We start from the raw sequence: 18,700 nt of genomic DNA on the forward strand, positions 1-18,700 counted from the left end.
CCTTCAAAGATCGCTTACGCTATTTTGGCTAATTCCTTTCCGGAGGAACTCAAAGAAATTGAGGCGGCCTTGCTGGCTTTCCGTATTACGAAGCGAGACTTAGGAACGCAAGGTGGAAACAAATCCGATATACCCCAGAACTTTTCGCGTACTTTACGCCCTAGTGGATGGGTCGAATCACGGATTCAAGGAGACCTTATAGTGAGGCTTCATGAGTACGATGAACAGGTTTTGTCTGATGGAAAAGTCCAAAAAGTGAAACGCCCTGACACTAAAACTCAGCTGATCGAGGCCTTTACTGATAGGCATAAAATCGACTATGTAAAAGGTCGTGTTGCCTTCTATTTTGAATGGAACTCAACCAAAGAAAAGTTCGACCGGGATTTGCATGCCTTTCGGGCGTTCCACGAATTCGGACTGATTAGCTCGGTGGTCATCGTGACACGTAGCGATAACCTGAATCTCGTTTTGAACAAGGTGCCTCAGCTCAATAAAGCGGGCGAGGAAACCGCTGAAACCGTAAAAGCAAAATACGGCGCCAGTACAACCCGGATGAACAAGCTCCTATACCGGCTCAATGCAGGATTGCATGAAGGTTGTCCTGTTTTGGTATTCGGCAGAACGCCAAAATTGATTGACGATTGGGAACAAACATGACGGGCAAAAATCCTGATCCATGGCAATAAAGCCAATTTTAAGCGCTTAGAAATATGACATATCTGTGCTTGCGTACCGATTACTGAAGCTTGAATCATCTACAGATAAATTTTAACAGCAGGAGTTAAAAGACCAGCAACCTCCGGACCTGAGCCGACAGATGTAACTTAATTTGCTGTGACAGGAGTAGGCAAATAAGCTTTTGTTCCAAAATGCGATTAGCTTGCGCAATCGCACTTTGTTGAAGTCAACATTCACCCGATCACCAACAGTATCGACGCGAGCTCGATAGCAACGAGCTTCTAAAAAATGCCGAGACGCCTAGCTTCTTCCGCAAACGTGGCATTCGCCATTCAGTGTTTCGTCGATGCGTTCAATCGCGTGAAGACTGCCGTTATTGAAATCGCACTGCCATAAGTCCCATGAACCAAGTCCGGCTATACGTCGCTGCAACTCAAGGACAAGCGTACCGGCGACCAGGCTGTTGATCGACATTACTGACGGTGCAGGCACATCCGGCACATAGCCGTTTTGCTGTGCATGATCCCAAACCTCACCGCCTACATAGCGTCTGGCATCCAACGAAGCTTGGCCAGGATGCAAACGCCCTGAGCAGATCGGGCAGTAGCGTCCCAGTTCGGCACCAGAGATTTCGGCCAACAGACGCTTTGGCTGTTCATCGAGCAGAATTTCAACGCCGCCTTGCAAAAAGACCGCACCACTCTCCAGTGCCAACTGAAGGCATTCAATCCTTGATAGGTGATTGTCTGTCAGCGCCAAAATTACATCGCAGGCTTGCAAAGCCCTTTTACAGCGGCTCGATGCGGTGTAGACATCCTCGGTAAAGACCTTTACTTTGGTTGCCGATCCAACACTTCTACCTGCCTGGGCAATCAACCGAGACGCTACTTTGACCTTGAACCTGCCTATGTCGCGCCGATGAACCGAAGGCAACCGATTCAGATTGGTTTCTTCCACACGGTCAAAGTCTACCAGGGTGAAGTTTTGAAATCCTGCTCTGACCAGTGGCTCGATGACGGCCATACCTACGCCCCCAAGGCCGACAATACCAATGTGTAGTTCATTGGTTGCTTGCCTAAGCCCCTGTCCAAAAGCCGCTTGGCGTAATAACGCCGGGTTTTCATGCTCATTCGATGCAGCACCCAACGGTCGTAACCCGGCTTGGATTGCGCATGGGTGCGTGGCATCGTCAGACCATAATCGCGCTTGCGGTTGACCCCCGCAGGGTAAAACAAGGCTCAGAAAGAGCGGCTGATTTTGGGCTCTGAGCCACCTGCTGGTCTCTGACTCATGCGAGTCATCGCAAGCGCTGAAATCATTTACTCCTGGCGGGTGGGAATGAATATGCAGAGGAACCAAACCATCCTTTGCCGCATCGGCCGAAATCCGATTGAAATGCGCCGCCGCCGCTTGGGATAATGCCAAGCCGCCACTGCTTTGCCGCATATAATCAGTCGAATCGGGAAAAACGACATGTTCAACCGCGTAATCAATCCGTTGTCCGCCGCGTTTTTGTGGGCGAGCCAGCCCGAACGCAAAGCGCTCGGGCGGATGCGGAAGCAAGCGGTTTTGCAATGATTGCCAGTGGTGTTCCGTGAAAACCAACTTGCGCATACTCATTGATTTTCCACCTCATTGAATAGCGTCATGACCACATTTACATAGGAGAGCAAACTGTGGCGCCCTGGCCGCCATCCCTCGGCTATGCCACAGAACCATCGCCAGCCTGGTATCACCTGTGCGCCGTGGTATGCGCGGCCCTCGAATAGATGGGAGCGATCTAGCGTGCCAAGTATGGCGTTCTCCTTCAAGTAAAATCCAATCGGCGAACTCAGCGGGTAATTTTTCGGCAGCAGCACAAGCGCATCGGTGCGAGTGCCATCGGGAAGGATCAACTCTTTTAGCCGAAGACACCATCCCCAGTCAGTTTGCTCGGGGGGACGAATCCCCCCGAAACCGGCTGACTTCAAATCCTCAAACTCGCGCTTCAATGCGGCGGGTAGCGATGTTGATGTCAACATACCCATTACCTCGTGACAAACAAAGAAGCCGCCTTCACAATCGCCGGCCCCAACGATAGCGTGTCACCCGGTTTTAAGTCCACGGATTCACCGTCGCGCAAAGGTCGAGAGCGCTTGGCTCCACCCGCTTTACTAGAGGCGTGATAGATTGCCTCCCCCCTCTCAGGCTGTAGGGATGCGGCGATTTCCGCATAGGTTCGACGCTCGAAGCGACGCGGCCTCAAAAAGCCATTCTCTGCAGGTTCAAACGCGCTCATGCTGTCTCCTCTGCGGCAATTGCTTCTAACAATTTTTCTAAGTCAACAACATGATAAGCGGCTTCTCGTAACTCACCGGCGACATTGCGTCCGACCACTTCGGTTCTAATTCCCCATTCCCTCAGCTCCCAAACCATCGGAGCATAGTCACCGTCCGACGCGAACAAGGTTAAAAAATCGGGTTTTAGTCGCAAGCACGTTGACAGCGTTTTGATCATCAATCGTTGATCGTCCGACTGTTTAAAGTCACCGCTCGGCGTGCGTTTGGCAGGGCAGATGAACACGCGCGCCGCTGTTTGTCGCTGCAATGCGGCGCTGAGGTTGCGCGCCTGCAAAGTTACCGTCGCTAGCGCCTCGGCACTGTCGTTCTCGGGAACGCGTTCGGGGATGAAAATCATCTGTTCCAGGATATCCACGCCGTCATCGTTAACCTGCTTTATCACACTCCCCCAACGTGGCAATGGGCCGCCCTGCAAGATTTTCTGGAACGCGCTGTTAGTATTTTGCCAATCAGTGGAAGTGATTTTTGTAGCTTTTGTTGTAACTTGATACATAATATGCTCTCACGATGTGTGTGAAAAATACTACGCCTTGGTGCTCAAGGCGTAGCACGGTAAAAGTTGACCGTTTGCAGACGGTCAACGGGTGCTCGGCGGTTGCAGCCGCCGGGCGTCTTCCTTGCATTACGAGCTCTGGGCTCTTATGAAAAAAAAGCTGTGCGCGACGTACTCAATGCTCTGATCGACATTCCTCGCCGTCATCATCAATTAATGCGCTCATTATCATGATGTCCAAACTTCTACCGTCTTTATCGAATCGATGAAGCTTTTGGCATAGAGATTTAATCGTGCCTTCAGAGATGCAGGGGATAGTATTTTGATCCCCGCTTTCTTGGATAGCCTCCTCTACGAGCTTGTCCCAAATGTTGTTGAACGCTTTGTCTGCGCTCTCCCAAAGTTGTGGCTTTCGGTCCTTGGTTTTTGGGCGTAGTTCGTAGAACAAGTCAATGGCGCGACTTTTTACTATGTTTTTTTGGGAACGACTTTTCTTCGCATTGTCCTTGGCCCGAATCTTGGCTGCTACCGCGGGTAAACGATCCATTAAGTACCGCGCTCCGTCATACATGCCAATAAGATTATTGACATCGAGCAAGCATGAATACGCCTCGTGCAGGAGGCCTTGGTTTTGGTACCGTTCGGCTTGAATCAAAAGGCCGAACATTCCGAAAATCGAAATCGTCGTCTGGGGAGGGGTTGTTCTGCTGTTGGCGATATTCTCGATAGAGTCATCGTCCGTTACGCCTCGGAGCAGGTTGTTTATCAAAAGGTATAAGTCATCGCCGGGGGCCTCATGCTTCTTCAGCTCCGGAACAACTTGGGTTTGCAGAGCGGATTCCAATAATTTTAGGAATTCTTGATTCACGGTTGGGTGATCAAGAAGGTAGGTATCGAATTCCGATTCTGCCTTGAGACGTCCTCTGTAGTAGATTTGATAACAAACCACAGCTCGTTGCCAAAGACGGCGACGTTCGTTTTCGAAGTTGCGATTGGATCGGCCTTTTTTATAAAGAAGTGTTTCCTTTCCAGAGTACTGTGGTTTAATTTCCGCGTCGACAAACTTGAAGGCTTCGTCGATTTGCTTCGCATCCAGTTGTTGAGAATCTGTAGTGTTGTTGAGTATTCGGAAAAAGCTGTCGTTTTCCAACGCTTCTCGCTGCAATGCGCGTCGAAGGTCGGCCCTAGGATGGGCTTCATCTTTGATGATTTGACGGTCGGACATAATTAGCGCTCCTGTTTGGAGTTAGGTTAAACACGGGCGCATTTTGCTGGCTATCGTAAGGCCTAGCAATTGGTTTGCTAGCAAATTTTTTTGCATGTCGTCGCCACAGGAACGATTTCAGGATTTCAGGGTCAGGTCTTTCAATCAAGCATCCCTATCTAAGCTGGAAGAAAGGTAACCATTCCACTGCGGTCACTGACGATGAATACGCAGTCGTCAGCAATTGGCCGGTACTGTGAGTTCATCACTTTCGATAGTTGTCGTTGGGCCTTGACCCAGCCGAATGAGGAAAATCGACCCGAAACGTAAATTTACGGAACAATCTTTGATGTTAGAGCGTAATTCCTAAACAGACCATTTGATCGCGGATAGGCTTAATATCTAGGCGGGGTTGGACAAAATGGAGTCAAGCGTTTAGGCTTTGACCATTCGAATGGTACACGTCAGAAAATATAGGGTATATAAATGGCTTCCGGAGCACTATTAAGACAGCTTATTAAGTCAGGTTCCGAGGGCGACTCAGAATCTTTTCGTCGTGTTTCGGAAAAAATTATTCAGGAAGAACGCGATAAGCAACACCATCTTTTGGCCAACGACTTGGAAAAAATCCTTTACGGCCGACGCAGCTCTTCCGAACAAGCAAAGCGGTTTGTATTTTCGAAACTGCCGGAAGATAAAGAGCGCGGCTTGGCGCTATTGCAGATAAAGGAGCCCTTACGCCGAATTGATGATGTGGTTTTGTCTGATGAAAACCGTTCTCTGTTGGACGAAATCCTAGAAGAGCACCATCGTGTAGAAACTCTTAAATCGCATGGCTTATTTCCCGCTGACAGATTACTTTTCTGTGGGCCACCCGGCTGCGGTAAAACTTTGTCGGCAGAAATTGTTGCCGCAGAATTGAGTTTGCCTTTGGCTATTGTCCGAATCGATAGCGTTGTTTCTTCTTATCTGGGTGAGACTGCTGCAAATCTGCGCAAAGTGTTCGACTTTATCGCCGCCGTTCCAATGGTGGTTTTATTTGACGAGTTTGATGCCTTGGCAAAAGAACGTGCCGACAGTGCAGAACATGGCGAGTTAAAACGCGTTGTAAATGCTTTTTTACAAATGTTGGACGCTTATGACGGTAAAAGTCTGTTAATCGCAGCTACCAATCATGAAGGTATTTTGGATTCTGCAATTTGGCGACGCTTTGACGAAGTGTTAGTTTTCGAAGCCCCCAATTTGGAACAGCTTAGACGTCTACTAACGATCAAACTTAAAGGTGTACGCAGGGAATTCGATATCGACAACAGCAAAATTTCTGGTTTATTCAAAGGAATGTCGCACGCCGATGTCGAACGGGTTTTGCGTCGTGCCATTAAGGAAAAAGTTTTATCCGGTAAAGAGTTTTTAACCGAACGCCACATTCAGTCGGCCATCCGCCGAGAAGATGCAAGAAGGAATAGGGTTTCTAAACAGGAATAGTTATTCATGATATCAAGTTATCCACATTTGCCGTTGCAACGTGAGGAACCAATCACCGAAAAGAGACCAGGTAGTTATCATCCACCGCCACCGCCAGCCGATCCTGCAGCGCATGCTAAAGCTCTCGGTTTACAGCTACAAAAAACTATCCAACAGACAGGTCAGGACATTGGTGGTTTTGATGATCGCAAATTGTTTCGTTTTCAGGTAGAGAAAGGCTTCAACCCCGACGAACTGAGAAAGATTTCCAGAGAAATTGAATTCGTTAGTCAAGAGAACGACGAAATCGTGGTTGCCTTTGTTAGTCAATCAGCGCTGCAATCTTTCGAAGCTAGATTAGCGTCGATAGGTAAAGGAGAATCCGTCACCAACAAACAAGTCTATTACGCATTGCATGCGATGAGCGGATGGACTCCAGACGATAGAACCGGCTGGTCATTAAAGCAGGAAGGATTGCCAGAAACGGAAAGTTTTTATCTTGATCTTGAACTCTGGCCAATAGAGGACAACCCTAAAGAACGCCAGTTGCTTTTGAGTCGTTTCGAATCCTGGCTAAGAGAAAATGGCATCGAATCTCCTGATAGTGTTAAACAACCAGGCCTGACCATTTATCGTGTTCGCTGTGATCGTAATCAAGCAGAACAATTGCTACGTCACCGCGATATAAGGATCGTTGATTTACCGCCGCGTTTTGGCCTAAATTTGAGGCATCTCGGTTTAGATATTCAGCACTTCCCCGTTCCCTCTTCGCCGCAACCCAATGCACCTGGGATTGTGGTTTTAGACAGTGGGTTGGCAACCGGGCACCCGTTGTTGGGATCAGCGGTGGGCGATGCACAAAGCTTTTTACCCGGCCACATGGCAGCTGACGAAACGGGGCATGGTACGCATGTCGCCGGTATCGCTCTTTATGGCGACTTCACCAAGTCAATCGAGGCTGGCTCGTTCGTTCCGGAATTACGTCTTTTTAGCGGCCGAATTCTGGATAAAAACAATGAAAATGATGGCTTGATTGAAAACCACATTGAGGCTGCCGTTCGCTATTTTGCCGATCAATACAGCTGCCGGGTTTTCAACCTGTCGTTCGGCGACAGCCGCAAACCTTATCTCGGCGGGCATGTACGCGGTTTGGCATACACCTTGGACAGACTTTCACGTGAATTAAGCGTTTTATTCATTGTTTCGGCTGGAAATGTTCTGCCTGAACAGCAGGATGGTCTGGCATGGAAACAGAGCTATCCTCAGTATTTAGTCGACGATGAGTGGGCAATCATCGATCCGGCTACAGCCCTTAATGTGCTGACTGTTGGCAGTTTGGCTCGCTGGGAGGCTACCTTAAATGCTCAACGGAATAGTCACGATCCTGCTGAATTGCCAATAGCCAAAGTAGAACAGCCGTCTCCTTTTTCCCGTCACGGACCTTCTGTCGGTGGCGCCATAAAGCCTGAGTTGGTTGCTTTCGGCGGTAACTGGGCCTTGAACGCTCGTAATGGTGCCAACTACATAATCGAGCAGGGTTTAGGCGAATTATCCACCAGCTTAGACTTTGCACAAGGTAGCCTACTCGGCGTTAAATGCGGCACAAGCTTTGCTGCTCCGCATATTGCCCATATAGCAGGGAAAGTACTATCTGAGCATCCGGAAGCCAGCGCCAATTTAATACGGGCTTTATTGGTAACTCATGCCTCCATACCCTATGCCTCATCGGAAATTTTTGATGACCAAAATTTGATCAGAAAAGTGCTTGGCTATGGTCATGTCGATATGCGGGCATTATTCAAATCATTGGAAAATGAAGTAAATCTGATTGCCGATGGCTTAATCGAGAACAAGCGGCATCATTTTTACGAATTATTGATACCGGACGACTTTGTTTCATCAGGCAAACGTATCCGTGAAATAGTAGTCAGTCTGGCCCATACGCCACTGGTTCGATCAACTCGAGTCACTTACAAAGCAACCCGTTTGGATTACCGATTGATTGCTGCATCCGATCTTGATCATGCGGTCAAAATGTTCAGCAAGGCAACGAGTAAAGACGACTTTGAAAACATCCCAGAGTTACCTAATGCAACCGTCAGTAGAAGTCTTAGAAGCAAAGGCACCGTTCAAAGTGCGATGTGGCAATTCAAGCAATTCAACCGCAATTCCAAATTAAAGACTGATAAGCTATTTGTAGTCGTTACCAGAAATGATCATCCTTGGGGTGAGGCTATTTCCAACACAACCGAGGAATATTCTCTGGTAGTTTGTTTACGTGATCGAGAGAATCAGCAAGCTAAATTATACAGCCAAATTCAGAGCCGCTTGCAGCAACGTCAACGAGCGAGGGCAAGAGGTTAATGATTGACTCTCCAGTAGCATTATTCCCTGTGCGAATGCGAGCCTTGATGCCACAAGCTTCCTTTGAAATTTGATTGTTCATAGTCCACTTATTGCCGTGGCTTGCCGGCCAGCATTTCATAAATTGTGAGAATTTGTTAGCTTTTAACCTTTAATTATGAGATTTTGTAAAGAAATGAAAATCTCATAATTTATGCAACTGGTTGATTTTTATGAAGGTCAATTTTTCAGAAATTATGAGATCTGACAGTCGGAATTACCCAAAGGGGGCGGTGCCGACCATTACTATTTCCAAATGAGTTTGCAGCGCCTCCGATAACCGGTAAAGCCGACGCTAAAGCTGGGTAATGGTATGCGCCGATATTTCAAACGTCGCTTAACAGCGGCCGGCTTAATGTTTGGTACCACCAATTGGCTGCTTCACCTTTATGTGCAGTGCGCATTGCCAGCCACACCGGTTCCGACGGACGCGCTTCCTCAACCTGCAATTCCATCAACGATCCGGTTTCCAGGTCGTGGGCAACTAATCGTCGCGGTAAAAAGCCAAAGCCCAATCCGGCCCGTTGAAATTGGATTTTGGTGTCGATATTCGGCACCGTAATGCGTTTTTGCCCGGACAATAAACCTACTGTTTTTGCCGGCAGCGACCGGGCGCTATCGGCGACGGCGATGACGGTATGTCTATGCAGCATGTCGGTTTTAATTGGCTGATCCACCTTAGCCAACGGGTGAACGGGGGCGACGCAAAATGCAAAATCCACCGTATCGATCTGCCTGACTTGATAGCCGCTCCAATTCGGACAATCGCCGACGGCAACGACGATATCCGCCCGTTCCTCACGTAATGCTTCCCATACCCCACTCATCACTTCCGTGGTGAAGCGAATGCGGGTTCCGCATTCCAGGGTATTAAACTCATGCAAATCGTTAATAAACACCCTGCTGGGTATCAGGGAATCAAACACTACGGTCAGCTCGGCTTCATATCCCGACGCGATTTTATACAGCCGAGATTCGAGATCGCCAAAGGCGTGCAATAACAAACGCCCTTCGTTTAACAAGGCATTTCCGGCTGGAGTCAGCGAAAGCTTGGGGCCATTGCGTTCGAATAACTTCAGATTCAATTGTTCTTCCAATTTGCCCACGGCATAGGAAATGGTGGAGGGCACGCGATGCAGCAGGTCCGCCGCGCCCGACATCGATCCGGTGCGGTCGATCGCATCGATAATTTGAATAGCTTCCAGCGATAACTTCATTGGAACTCCAAAACCACTTTCGAAAAAATCGAATATTAAAAGCAAAATAACTCGTTTTAAATAATGAAAACTCAGGAGTATTCTAATTTCACTCGCTGAAAACCCCAATATTCCATACAAAAGCTGAGTGAATGTTAATTCGAAATTTTTGAAAGGAGCTAGATCATGCTGGAAATTCGTCCCGCCCACCGCCGAGGTAGCGCTCAGTTCGACTGGCTATTCTCAAGACACACTTTTTCCTTCGGCAATTACTACGACCCGCAGCAAAGCGGATTTTCGGATTTGTTAGTGATCAACGAAGATATTGTGCAGCCGGGTAAAGGCTTTGGCACGCATCCGCATCGGGACATGGAAATTTTTACCTATGTCATCGACGGTGCGTTGGCACACAAAGACTCGATGGACAACGGCTCGGTGATCGAAGCCGGCGACGTTCAGTTAATGACTGCCGGAACCGGCGTGACTCATAGCGAGTTCAATCATTCGCAGAGCGAGTTGGTGCATTTTCTGCAAATTTGGTTGGTGCCGAATAGCAAAGGCGTCGAGCCGCGCTATCAGCAAAGTCATTTTAGCCCCGCGCAAAAACAAGGCCGTCTGGCGCTGATTATTTCGCCGGACGGTGCGGAAGGATCATTGTCGGTTTACCAGGACGTGCGGGTTTACGCCGGCTGTTTCGATGTCGGCGAACAGGCGCAGTTAATGCTCGCGGATAACCGTTATGCTTACGTGCATCTGGTAAGCGGCACCTTGACCGTGAACGGCACTGTGCTGCACGCAGGCGATGGCGCCCGCATCCGCGGCGAGCGCCTAATCGACATACAACAGGGTCACAATGCCGAAATGTTGGTGTTTGATTTACGCCCGCATGAGAAACCCAGCCGGTAGTGTGCCATGAACGAAATCAGCCAAACGTCGCCCAACAACGAACAAGTTTTTTTCGCCATCCGCCATCGGCTGAAAAAAGGTAAGCGCAACCTTCAGCAATACGAACGTTGGTTAAGCAAAATCATGCCGATCGCGGCGAGCTTTCCGGGGCATTTGGGCGTACAAGTTGTCCGGCCGCCGGACGGCCACAACGAGTATCTGATCGTGGTGCGCTTTGCCGGAATCCAGGCCTTGGAATTCTGGCAGCGGTCTCCGGAACGCCAGCAGTTGCTTCAGGAAATTACCGGGATTCTGGACAGCGAAGAAGCGATCGACATCAAAACCGGCATCGATTACTGGTTTACCCCGCCGGCTGTGGGTAAGCATCCGCGGCGTTGGAAGCAATGGCTGGTGACGACGTCGGTGATCTGGCCGTTGACGATGTATGTGCCGCCGGCGATGGAACCCTTGTTTGTAAAGTATCCCCAGCTGGGGGAATTCGGCATTCGCCAGGGTGTATTGGCTTTGGTTATCGTCGGTTTGGTGGTGTATTTGATCATGCCGCTCTATGTCCGGCTAATCGCGAAATGGTTTTTTAAAAGTTAGCGTCCGGATTATGCCTTGGGCGAAAGTCAACGGCAGCGGATTGTGACAATCGCTTTCGCAATCCTGGCAAAGCCTATTAAAACCACTTTAATAACGGGACAGACTGAATTATGGGACAAACTCCTTCCAGCAAAATACTGAACTGGCAGATTGAAGGTTGCCATTTTTCTCGCTTCGATATAACGCCCGAGCAGTCGATTTCACTGGAAAAAATCTTTCACGATGAAATTGCCATTATCGGTTTTTCCGGTGCGGTTTGGAAAAGCCGGCAAAATGGTCAGAACTATCTTGAAACGCCAAATTGTTTAGTGATGCGCGATGCGGGGCAAATATTCTCCCTGAAATCGGCTTTTATAAATAAGGACGGTGCAATTTGTCGCGAAATTAAAATCAGTCCTAGGCAACTGATCGATTATTGCGAAAAACACGAGTTAAGCAAGTTTGTATTGGATTTCAAAAATCCGATTATTGATAACCTGTATTTACGAAATTACTTTGCCGATACGCATAGAGTTTTAGAAACCAGCCAATGCGCTCTGGAACAATCGACTTGTCTGGCTTTGTTTGTGAATCGGTTTTTGCAGCAAGTGACAGGTAATCATTACCGTTGCCCGCCACTATTAAAGCCTTCGAAAGTGAAAGTATCCGTTGAATATTTGCGGACTTTTTATAATCGAAATATTTCGCTGAACGAACTTTCGGAAATCACTAAATCGAATCCGTTTGTGCTGTTAAGAAATTTTAAAAAATGCTTGGGAATTACGCCACACGAATATCTGCAAGCGTATCGAATTATCCAAGCCAAAAAGTTTATTGCTACCGGATTCGCATTAACCGATGTGGCGATATTGTGCGGTTTTGCCGATCAAAGCCATCTAAACCGCGTGTTTAAAAGAAAAGTTGGAGTAACACCGGGCCAATTTCGAAACGTTTAATCGAGATTGTTTACCTGCCGAATTACTGTCATTTGTACGGTAAAACTGTCATAGGTTTTGTAGCAATTTTCCTACGGACACCGCCATTTTTCACTTTGTATTTTGTTTACAGGATAGATATTAAACCATTTTATTTATACGTTAATTTTTAAGAAAAAAGTCAATATTGTTCAATACCCAAGTCTTAGAACTTGGTCAAATGCAAGTCCGTGAATTCTGACCTAAGCAATCTAGTTTAAAGGAGCAATCAATGAGCGCAGCCACCGAAAAACTTATTACCCCCGATAATTGTGCGTTTATATTTATCGATCATCAACCACAAATGGCTTTTGGCGTCACCAATATCGACCGCCAATTACTCAAGAACAATGCTGTCGCGATGGCCAAAACGGCCAAGTTGTTCAATATTCCTACCGTTCTCACCGCCGTCGAAACCGAATCATTCAGCGGCTATATTTGGCCCGAGTTGATGGATGTGTTGCAGCAGGACCCGATCGAACGTTCCAGCATGAATAGCTGGGAAGACGAGGCCTTCGTCGCCGCCGTTAAAAAGACCGGACGGAAAAAATTGGTGATGGCCGCGTTATGGACGGAAGCTTGTCTGATCTTCCCAACCATCTGCGCGCTGGCGGAAGGCTTCGAAGTCATCATGAATACCGATGCCTCGGGCGGTACTTCGCTAGAAGCGCACAACGCCGCCATCAGGCGCGCCGAACAACATGGGGCGGAGTCAATCACCTCGCTGCAGGTACTCTTGGAACTGCAACGCGATTGGAGTCGTAAAGAAACCTATGTCGGCACAACGGATATTGCCCGCGAACATTTTGGCGCGTACGGCATGGGTATCGACTATGCGGCCAGCCTGGTGCACGACTATGGGCAACGTGCCAAATATCCGCACAAAGTTAATCAATAAGCGGCGGCGGATTGAATGCGTTTTCCTGATAAATTCAGTTGATGAGGTGCGTGGCATATGAATCCTTCTAGCCCGGAGACCATTTTATTTAATGGCAAAATCACGACATTGGATCCTGCTCAGCCGGAGGTCAGCGCGATCGCCATCGCCGCCGGCAAAGTTCTTGCGTTAGGCTCGGATGCACAGATCCAGGTGATGGCGACCGCCGATACCGTCGCCATTGATTTGCACGGTAAACGGGTCCTGCCGGGCTTGAACGACTCGCACCTGCATTTGATTCGCGGCGGCTTGAATTACAACATCGAACTGCGCTGGGAAGGTGTCGGTAGCATCGCCGATGCCTTGGCCATGCTGCAGCTGCAAGCAGCCAGAACGCCCGCACCGCAATGGGTGCGGGTGGTTGGCGGCTGGAGTGAGTTTCAATTTAAAGAAAGGCGGATGCCGACTCTGACGGAAATCAACGCCGTTTCGCCGGATACGCCGGTGTTTATCCTGCATCTCTATGATCGGGCGTTATTGAACGGAGCCGCGCTGCGTGCCGCCGGCATCGGTAAAGACACCCCCGATCCGCCGGGCGGCAAAATTCAGCGCGACGCCAACGGCAATCCGACCGGGATGTTGATTGCCGAACCCAATGCGATGATTTTGTATTCGACCTTGGCCAAGGGTCCGAAATTGCCTCTGGACGATCAGATCAACTCCACCCGGCATTTCATGCGCGAGTTGAATCGTTTGGGCGTGACCAGTTGCATCGATGCCGGCGGCGGTTTTCAAAATTACCCCGAAGACTATCAGGTGATTGAAAAACTGCATGCAGACGGACAGATGACCGTCCGCATCGCCTACAACTTGTTTACCCAAAACAAGGGTGGGGAGCTGGAGGATTTTCAGAAATGGGCCGGCATTGTCAAACCCTACAGCGGCGACAGTTACTTTCGCCAGAATGGCGCGGGCGAGATGCTGGTGTTTTCCGCCGCCGATTTCGAGGATTTTCTGCAACCCCGCCCGGACATGGCGGCCAGCATGGAAAAAGAGCTGGGCGACGTGGTTCGGTTTTTGGTGGAGAATCGCTGGCCGTTCCGGCTGCATGCTACTTACGACGAAACCATCGACCGGGCGCTGGACGTGTTCGAGGCGATTGATCGCGACACCCGTTTCGACGATTTGCGCTGGTTTTTCGACCATGCCGAAACCGTCAGCGAAAAAAATCTGGCGCGGATCAAGCAGTTGGGCGGCGGCATTGCGGTACAGCATCGCATGGCCTTTCAAGGCGAATATTTTGTAGACCGCTACGGTAAAAAGGCAGCCGAGCATACGCCGCCGCTGCGAAAAATGTTGGAAATGGGCATCCCGGTTGGCGGCGGCACCGATGCCACACGGGTTGCCAGTTTTAATCCCTGGGTCTCTTTGTATTGGCTGGTGACAGGCAGAACGGTTGGCGGGTTACCGCTCTACGGCGAGAGCAATTGCCTGGAACGCGAGGAGGCCTTGCGTCTGTGGACCGCCGGCAGCGCGTATAAATCGAACGAAGAGGCCGTAAAAGGCGCTTTGTCGCCAGACATGTATGCCGATCTCATCGTGACATCGCACGATTTTATGACCGTCGCCGACGAGACCATCAAGGCTATTACCTCGCTGCTGACCATGGTAGGCGGCAGAATCGTTTACGCAGCGGATGATTTCAGCCGGTTCGATACGCCTTTGCCGCCAGCCAGTCCCGATTGGTCACCAGTGCGCTATTTTGGCGGCCATCAAACACCGCAAACGCATTATGCGTTATCGGCCGCTTCATGCGCAGCGCACACCTGTGCGATTCACGGTCATCATTCAGGTCACGACGGCAAGCTGTCGCGCTGGTTGGGGCTGGATAATGCTGGAAAACAAGCGCAGTTTGACAATCCGTGGGCACTGGGCTGCGGCTGTTTTGCCTACTGATAGCGGCTAGCCTTCATGCGATAACGCGAAAGAGGTCATTGCCAATGAAACCCGGACTCATGCCATTGGCCTTATCGCTGGTTAGCACCGCAGGGATCGCGCAAGCGTCCGAGCCGGGTTTTAACAGCAACCGCTGGCAGGAAAATTACCAATACCTTGCCCAGCAAACTCGGCGGAGCAGCTATGAATCGCTCAAATACCTGCCGCTGACCGCCGACCGCGAGGACGTGTATTTATCCTTGGGCGGAAATTTTCGGGAACGTTTCAATAGCTACGACAACGATTTGTTCGGACTGAAAACACACGCCGACGGCCAGCAATTTTTGCATCGCTTTTTGCTGCACGCCGATCTGCGTGCCACCGAACATGTCAGGGCCTTTGTGCAATTGGCCAGCTATCTGTCCAATGATCTGGGGCTGCCGAAAGGGCCTTTGGATAACGATAGCGCGGATTTACAGCAGGGTTTTATCGACTTACATTTTCAAGCCTTGACCGCTCGAGTGGGGAGACAAGAGTTTGCGCTGGGTTCGTCCCGTTTGATCAGCGTACGTGAAGGCCAAAATGTGCGGCGGGCATTCGATGGCGTGCGACTCTCGCTAAAAAACGACAGTCTGGACCTGGATGCGTTCGGTTTTGAAGAAGTGGCGATAACACCGGCGAGTTTCGACGATCGGGGAAATACCCAAGAAAAACTCTGGGGGCTGAACAGCAAATGGTCGTTTAAGCCAACCGATGTCGAGATCTATTACATAGGCCTGCAGCGCAAAGACGCCCATTATCAAAACACCGCCGCCGATGAATCCCGCCATTCGTTCGGCAGCCGGGTGTTCGGCAAGCGGTTCGGCTGGGATTGGAATTTTGAAGGCATTTATCAACTCGGCAGCTTCGGACCGTTGACTATCAATGCCTGGACAGCGGCATCCAACACCGGCTATACCTTTGCCACCCCAAGCTGGCGACCGCGCTTGGGTTTAAGCGCCAATATTGCCAGTGGCGACAGGAATGCAAAAGACCGGCAGTTGAATACCTTTAATCCCTTATATCCCAATCTGTCGTATTTTGAGGAAGCGGCAATATTGGCGCCGCAGAATTTTTTTAATGTGATGCCGAATCTCTCCTTGCAGCCACTGCCGGGCATCCGGCTGTCCGTTGATTGGAATTTTTACTGGCGCTTGTCAAACAACGATGCGGTTTATGCACGTGGACTTAATCCGTTGGAACAGACGCTAGGCGCTAATGGTCGATTTGTCACCCAAGCCCTTTCCACCAATATAGAGTGGGAAATCGATAAGCATTTTTCGCTTGGTTTTAGTTACAGCCATTTTTTTGCGGAACAGGTGATTACCGAAGCGGGAGGACGGGATACCGACTACGTCCGTACCCAATTCAACGCGGTATTCTAAAAACGGGTTCCGTTGCAGTTGGTTGATGCAATTGCCGGCGAGTTTGCCCCATAATCGGGGAAATTTTTCCGGTTTTTACGACTAAGTTAATTTATGGCTATCGATTCATCCGCCTTGCTAACCCAACCATTCCTAATCTTAGAAACGCCAATATTTACGCTGGGTACGCAATCGGTCAATGTCATTTGGTTGGCTAAATTCACGTTGTGTTTAGGGTTGATGCTGTTGGTCGTCCGCTGGATACGCCATATCCTGAATACGCGCTTGTTGGTCGGCCTGGTTGTCAACGAAGGCGATCGCAAACTGATCGCCAATCTCGCCGGCTTTACGCTGTTGGCGGTTGGTATCGTAGCGATCATGCAAGTCATGGGCATCAACTTCGAGACACTGGCGCTCATTTTCGGCGGCCTGGGAGTCGCGGTCGGTTTTGGCTTGCAAGACATCACCAAGAATATCGCGAGCGGCATTACCCTGATGAGCGAACGCAAACTAAAAGTGGGCGATCTTATTTATTTTGCCGGTGGCGAAGGACGCATCCGGGATATTTTTCTGCGCTCGACCGTGATTACGTCGTTCCAAGGTTCGGAACTGATCATTCCCAATGTTCAGCTCACCAACAATATCGTGGAAAAATGGGGGTATCAAGCCCAGCGTGGGCGGGTTGAAATTCCGGTTGTCGTCGAACACCAGAGCAATCTGGTATTGGTGACCGAGTTGTTATTGAAAGCCGCCGGCCAGGAACCCAACGTATTAAGCGATCCGGCACCTAAAGCCTTGCTTCAAGGGTTTGGCGATATCGGGTTGAATTTCGAACTTTGGGTTTGGACGGATCATATCGATCAACGTAGTCTGATCAGAAGCGCGTTAAACTTTCGGATTGAGTACTTATTTCGACTGCATGCTATTAAAATTCCCTATCATCCGACGAATAACCGGAACCTTTACCCGGCCACGGATGCGGCCGCCAATCTGATCAACGGTTCGCCGGAAGTGGCAAGCATGCCGTCCATACACAATGCTCTCATTGAGCTACCTTATTTTCAGTATTTCGATGAACTGGAAATACGCGAGCTGATTGAAAAGGGCTCGCCGCGTTATTTCAATCCTGGCGACATTTTGGTTAAACAGGACGAATACTTTCCATTTTTCTGCGTCATGCTCAAAGGCGAGGTCGATGCGATATTCGAGAACGAGAAAGTCAGTCAACGCTTGTTTAGCCTGCAACATCGCGATTTTTTCGGCGAACTGCCCTTGCTTTTGAAGATTCCCTATCCGACATCGATGCGCGCCGTCGGCGAAGTTGTTTTATTTACAATACCCGAGGATTGCTTTGCGGACCTGTTAAGCCGTTATCCGCAAATCAAGGCCGCGGTTAGCGAAGAAATGCTGAAGCGGCAGGAATACATTCAACTCTGTCAATCGTCGTTGAAAAAAATGGGTTTGCTCCCCGAAGAATTCGACAATAATCCGGTCACATGGCTAAAAAGCCGGCTAATGAAGCTGTGGGGGAATTGATCTCTTTCATTTTTTGCAGACAAGCCGTAATCTCGGTTGTTGCTGGGGCTAGGATCATGCAATATGCCTTATCCCTCGCGCCGGATAGAACAGGTTTAAGAGGATGAGCGCGCCTGGGATCTTCTGGAGGTTGGCTGACCAGAATCTGAAAGAGAGAAACTCCTATGAGTGGCAAGGCTTGATCTCGATTGAATGTCACTATAAGTACAACTTTAGTGTGTTCAAAATCCGTTTTGCTAGTCCTGTAAGCTATTGAATTCAATGGGGGTAAATTCCCGCCATCACAAATTATGAGATTTTGTTAGGTTTTAACCTTTAAACATGAGACTTTTTAAAAAAATGGAAATCTCATAATTTATGCAACTTGTTGATTTTTATGTGAGTTGATTTTTCAGAAATTATGAGATCTGACAATTGTCGGTTGAAAATCATGAAACCATCGGAAGCGCTCGAATCCAAACGCATGGCGATAAGCCAGATCGTTGGCCGGTTTCGAGCGGCCAATCCGCGTGTTTTCGGATCGGTGCTGTACGGCACCGACCGCGACGGCAGTGATCTTGATTTGTTGGTGGATACGCTGCCAGGAGCGACCTTGTTCGATCTCGGCGGTTTGCAACTTGAACTAGAGGATTTGCTGGCAGTCCCGGTCGATCTGCTGACTCCCGGCGATCTGCCAGCCAAGTTCCGCGATCGAATATTGGCCGAAGCTCAACCCGTATGACAGTCAA

The 18,700-nt window shown here is 49.3% G+C and carries 16 protein-coding genes; 11 read left to right on the forward strand and 5 right to left on the reverse strand.

Annotated elements, in window-relative coordinates; all coding sequences use genetic code 11:
• Positions 1 to 657, forward strand: a 657-nt coding sequence (locus A1355_RS02330) for a BglII/BstYI family type II restriction endonuclease (protein ID WP_064024599.1), incomplete at its 5' end; no start/stop codon positions are given.
• A gap of 321 nt (positions 658 to 978) precedes the next feature.
• Here the strand turns inward: A1355_RS02330 and A1355_RS24265 are convergent.
• The 4 genes from A1355_RS24265 to A1355_RS02355 form a co-directional block, all read right to left on the reverse strand.
• Positions 979 to 2,298 (reverse strand): ThiF family adenylyltransferase, encoded by a 1,320-nt coding sequence (locus A1355_RS24265; protein WP_082885309.1) that lies wholly within the window; start codon positions 2,296 to 2,298, stop codon positions 979 to 981.
• On the reverse strand, positions 2,295 to 2,699 hold the full coding sequence (locus A1355_RS02340) for a hypothetical protein (protein WP_157197708.1): 405 nt from the start codon (positions 2,697 to 2,699) through the stop codon (positions 2,295 to 2,297). Before A1355_RS02340 ends, A1355_RS24265 begins: the two co-directional genes overlap by 4 nt.
• A 253-nt stretch (positions 2,700 to 2,952) precedes the next feature.
• Positions 2,953 to 3,510 (reverse strand): NYN domain-containing protein, encoded by a 558-nt coding sequence (locus tag A1355_RS02350; RefSeq protein ID WP_064024607.1) that lies wholly within the window; start codon positions 3,508 to 3,510, stop codon positions 2,953 to 2,955.
• Positions 3,511 to 3,685: 175 nt separating this feature from the next.
• A complete protein-coding gene (locus tag A1355_RS02355) occupies positions 3,686 to 4,735 on the reverse strand; it encodes a hypothetical protein (protein ID WP_064024609.1) in 1,050 nt (349 codons plus the stop codon).
• A gap of 465 nt (positions 4,736 to 5,200) precedes the next feature.
• Between A1355_RS02355 and A1355_RS02360 the strand changes: the two genes are divergently transcribed.
• Positions 5,201 to 6,199, forward strand: a complete 999-nt coding sequence (locus tag A1355_RS02360; protein ID WP_064024611.1) for an AAA family ATPase — start codon at positions 5,201 to 5,203, stop codon at positions 6,197 to 6,199.
• 6 nt (positions 6,200 to 6,205) lie between these two features.
• Positions 6,206 to 8,542 carry a S8 family peptidase gene (locus A1355_RS02365; protein WP_231883526.1) on the forward strand — a complete coding sequence of 779 codons (2,337 nt, stop codon included), beginning with the start codon at positions 6,206 to 6,208 and terminating at the stop codon, positions 8,540 to 8,542.
• 365 nt (positions 8,543 to 8,907) lie between these two features.
• On the opposite strand, the gene A1355_RS02370 is transcribed toward A1355_RS02365, so the two are convergent.
• Positions 8,908 to 9,987, reverse strand: coding sequence for a LysR family transcriptional regulator (locus tag A1355_RS02370; protein WP_231883527.1), 1,080 nt, complete (start codon positions 9,985 to 9,987; stop codon positions 8,908 to 8,910).
• Here A1355_RS02370 and A1355_RS02375 point away from each other — a divergent pair.
• From A1355_RS02375 to A1355_RS02410, 8 genes are all read left to right on the forward strand, one after another.
• A complete protein-coding gene (locus A1355_RS02375) occupies positions 9,964 to 10,683 on the forward strand; it encodes a pirin family protein (protein WP_064024615.1) in 720 nt (239 codons plus the stop codon). The two genes, A1355_RS02370 and A1355_RS02375, sit on opposite strands and share 24 nt — an antisense overlap.
• Positions 10,684 to 10,689: 6 nt before the next feature.
• Positions 10,690 to 11,268 carry an antibiotic biosynthesis monooxygenase gene (locus tag A1355_RS02380; RefSeq protein ID WP_064024616.1) on the forward strand — a complete coding sequence of 193 codons (579 nt, stop codon included), beginning with the start codon at positions 10,690 to 10,692 and terminating at the stop codon, positions 11,266 to 11,268.
• A 110-nt stretch (positions 11,269 to 11,378) separates the two neighbouring features.
• Positions 11,379 to 12,203, forward strand: coding sequence for a helix-turn-helix transcriptional regulator (locus A1355_RS02385; protein ID WP_082885310.1), 825 nt, complete (start codon positions 11,379 to 11,381; stop codon positions 12,201 to 12,203).
• Positions 12,204 to 12,453: 250 nt separating this feature from the next.
• On the forward strand, positions 12,454 to 13,119 hold the full coding sequence (locus tag A1355_RS02390) for a hydrolase (RefSeq protein WP_020485644.1): 666 nt from the start codon (positions 12,454 to 12,456) through the stop codon (positions 13,117 to 13,119).
• Between the two features lie 57 nt (positions 13,120 to 13,176).
• Positions 13,177 to 15,054: an amidohydrolase gene (locus tag A1355_RS02395; protein ID WP_064024620.1), complete on the forward strand. Its 1,878-nt coding sequence runs from the start codon at positions 13,177 to 13,179 to the stop codon at positions 15,052 to 15,054.
• Between the two features lie 44 nt (positions 15,055 to 15,098).
• A complete protein-coding gene (locus A1355_RS02400; protein ID WP_064024622.1) occupies positions 15,099 to 16,457 on the forward strand; it encodes an alginate export family protein in 1,359 nt (452 codons plus the stop codon).
• 93 nt (positions 16,458 to 16,550) lie between these two features.
• Positions 16,551 to 17,972 carry a mechanosensitive ion channel domain-containing protein gene (locus tag A1355_RS02405; RefSeq protein ID WP_064024624.1) on the forward strand — a complete coding sequence of 474 codons (1,422 nt, stop codon included), beginning with the start codon at positions 16,551 to 16,553 and terminating at the stop codon, positions 17,970 to 17,972.
• 430 nt (positions 17,973 to 18,402) lie between these two features.
• Positions 18,403 to 18,693 carry a nucleotidyltransferase family protein gene (locus A1355_RS02410; RefSeq protein WP_064024627.1) on the forward strand — a complete coding sequence of 97 codons (291 nt, stop codon included), beginning with the start codon at positions 18,403 to 18,405 and terminating at the stop codon, positions 18,691 to 18,693.
• Positions 18,694 to 18,700: the final 7 nt, after the last annotated feature.

The organism is Methylomonas koyamae (assembly GCF_001644025.1).
In the GTDB taxonomy this organism is placed as follows: Bacteria; Pseudomonadota; Gammaproteobacteria; order Methylococcales; family Methylomonadaceae; genus Methylomonas; species Methylomonas koyamae_A.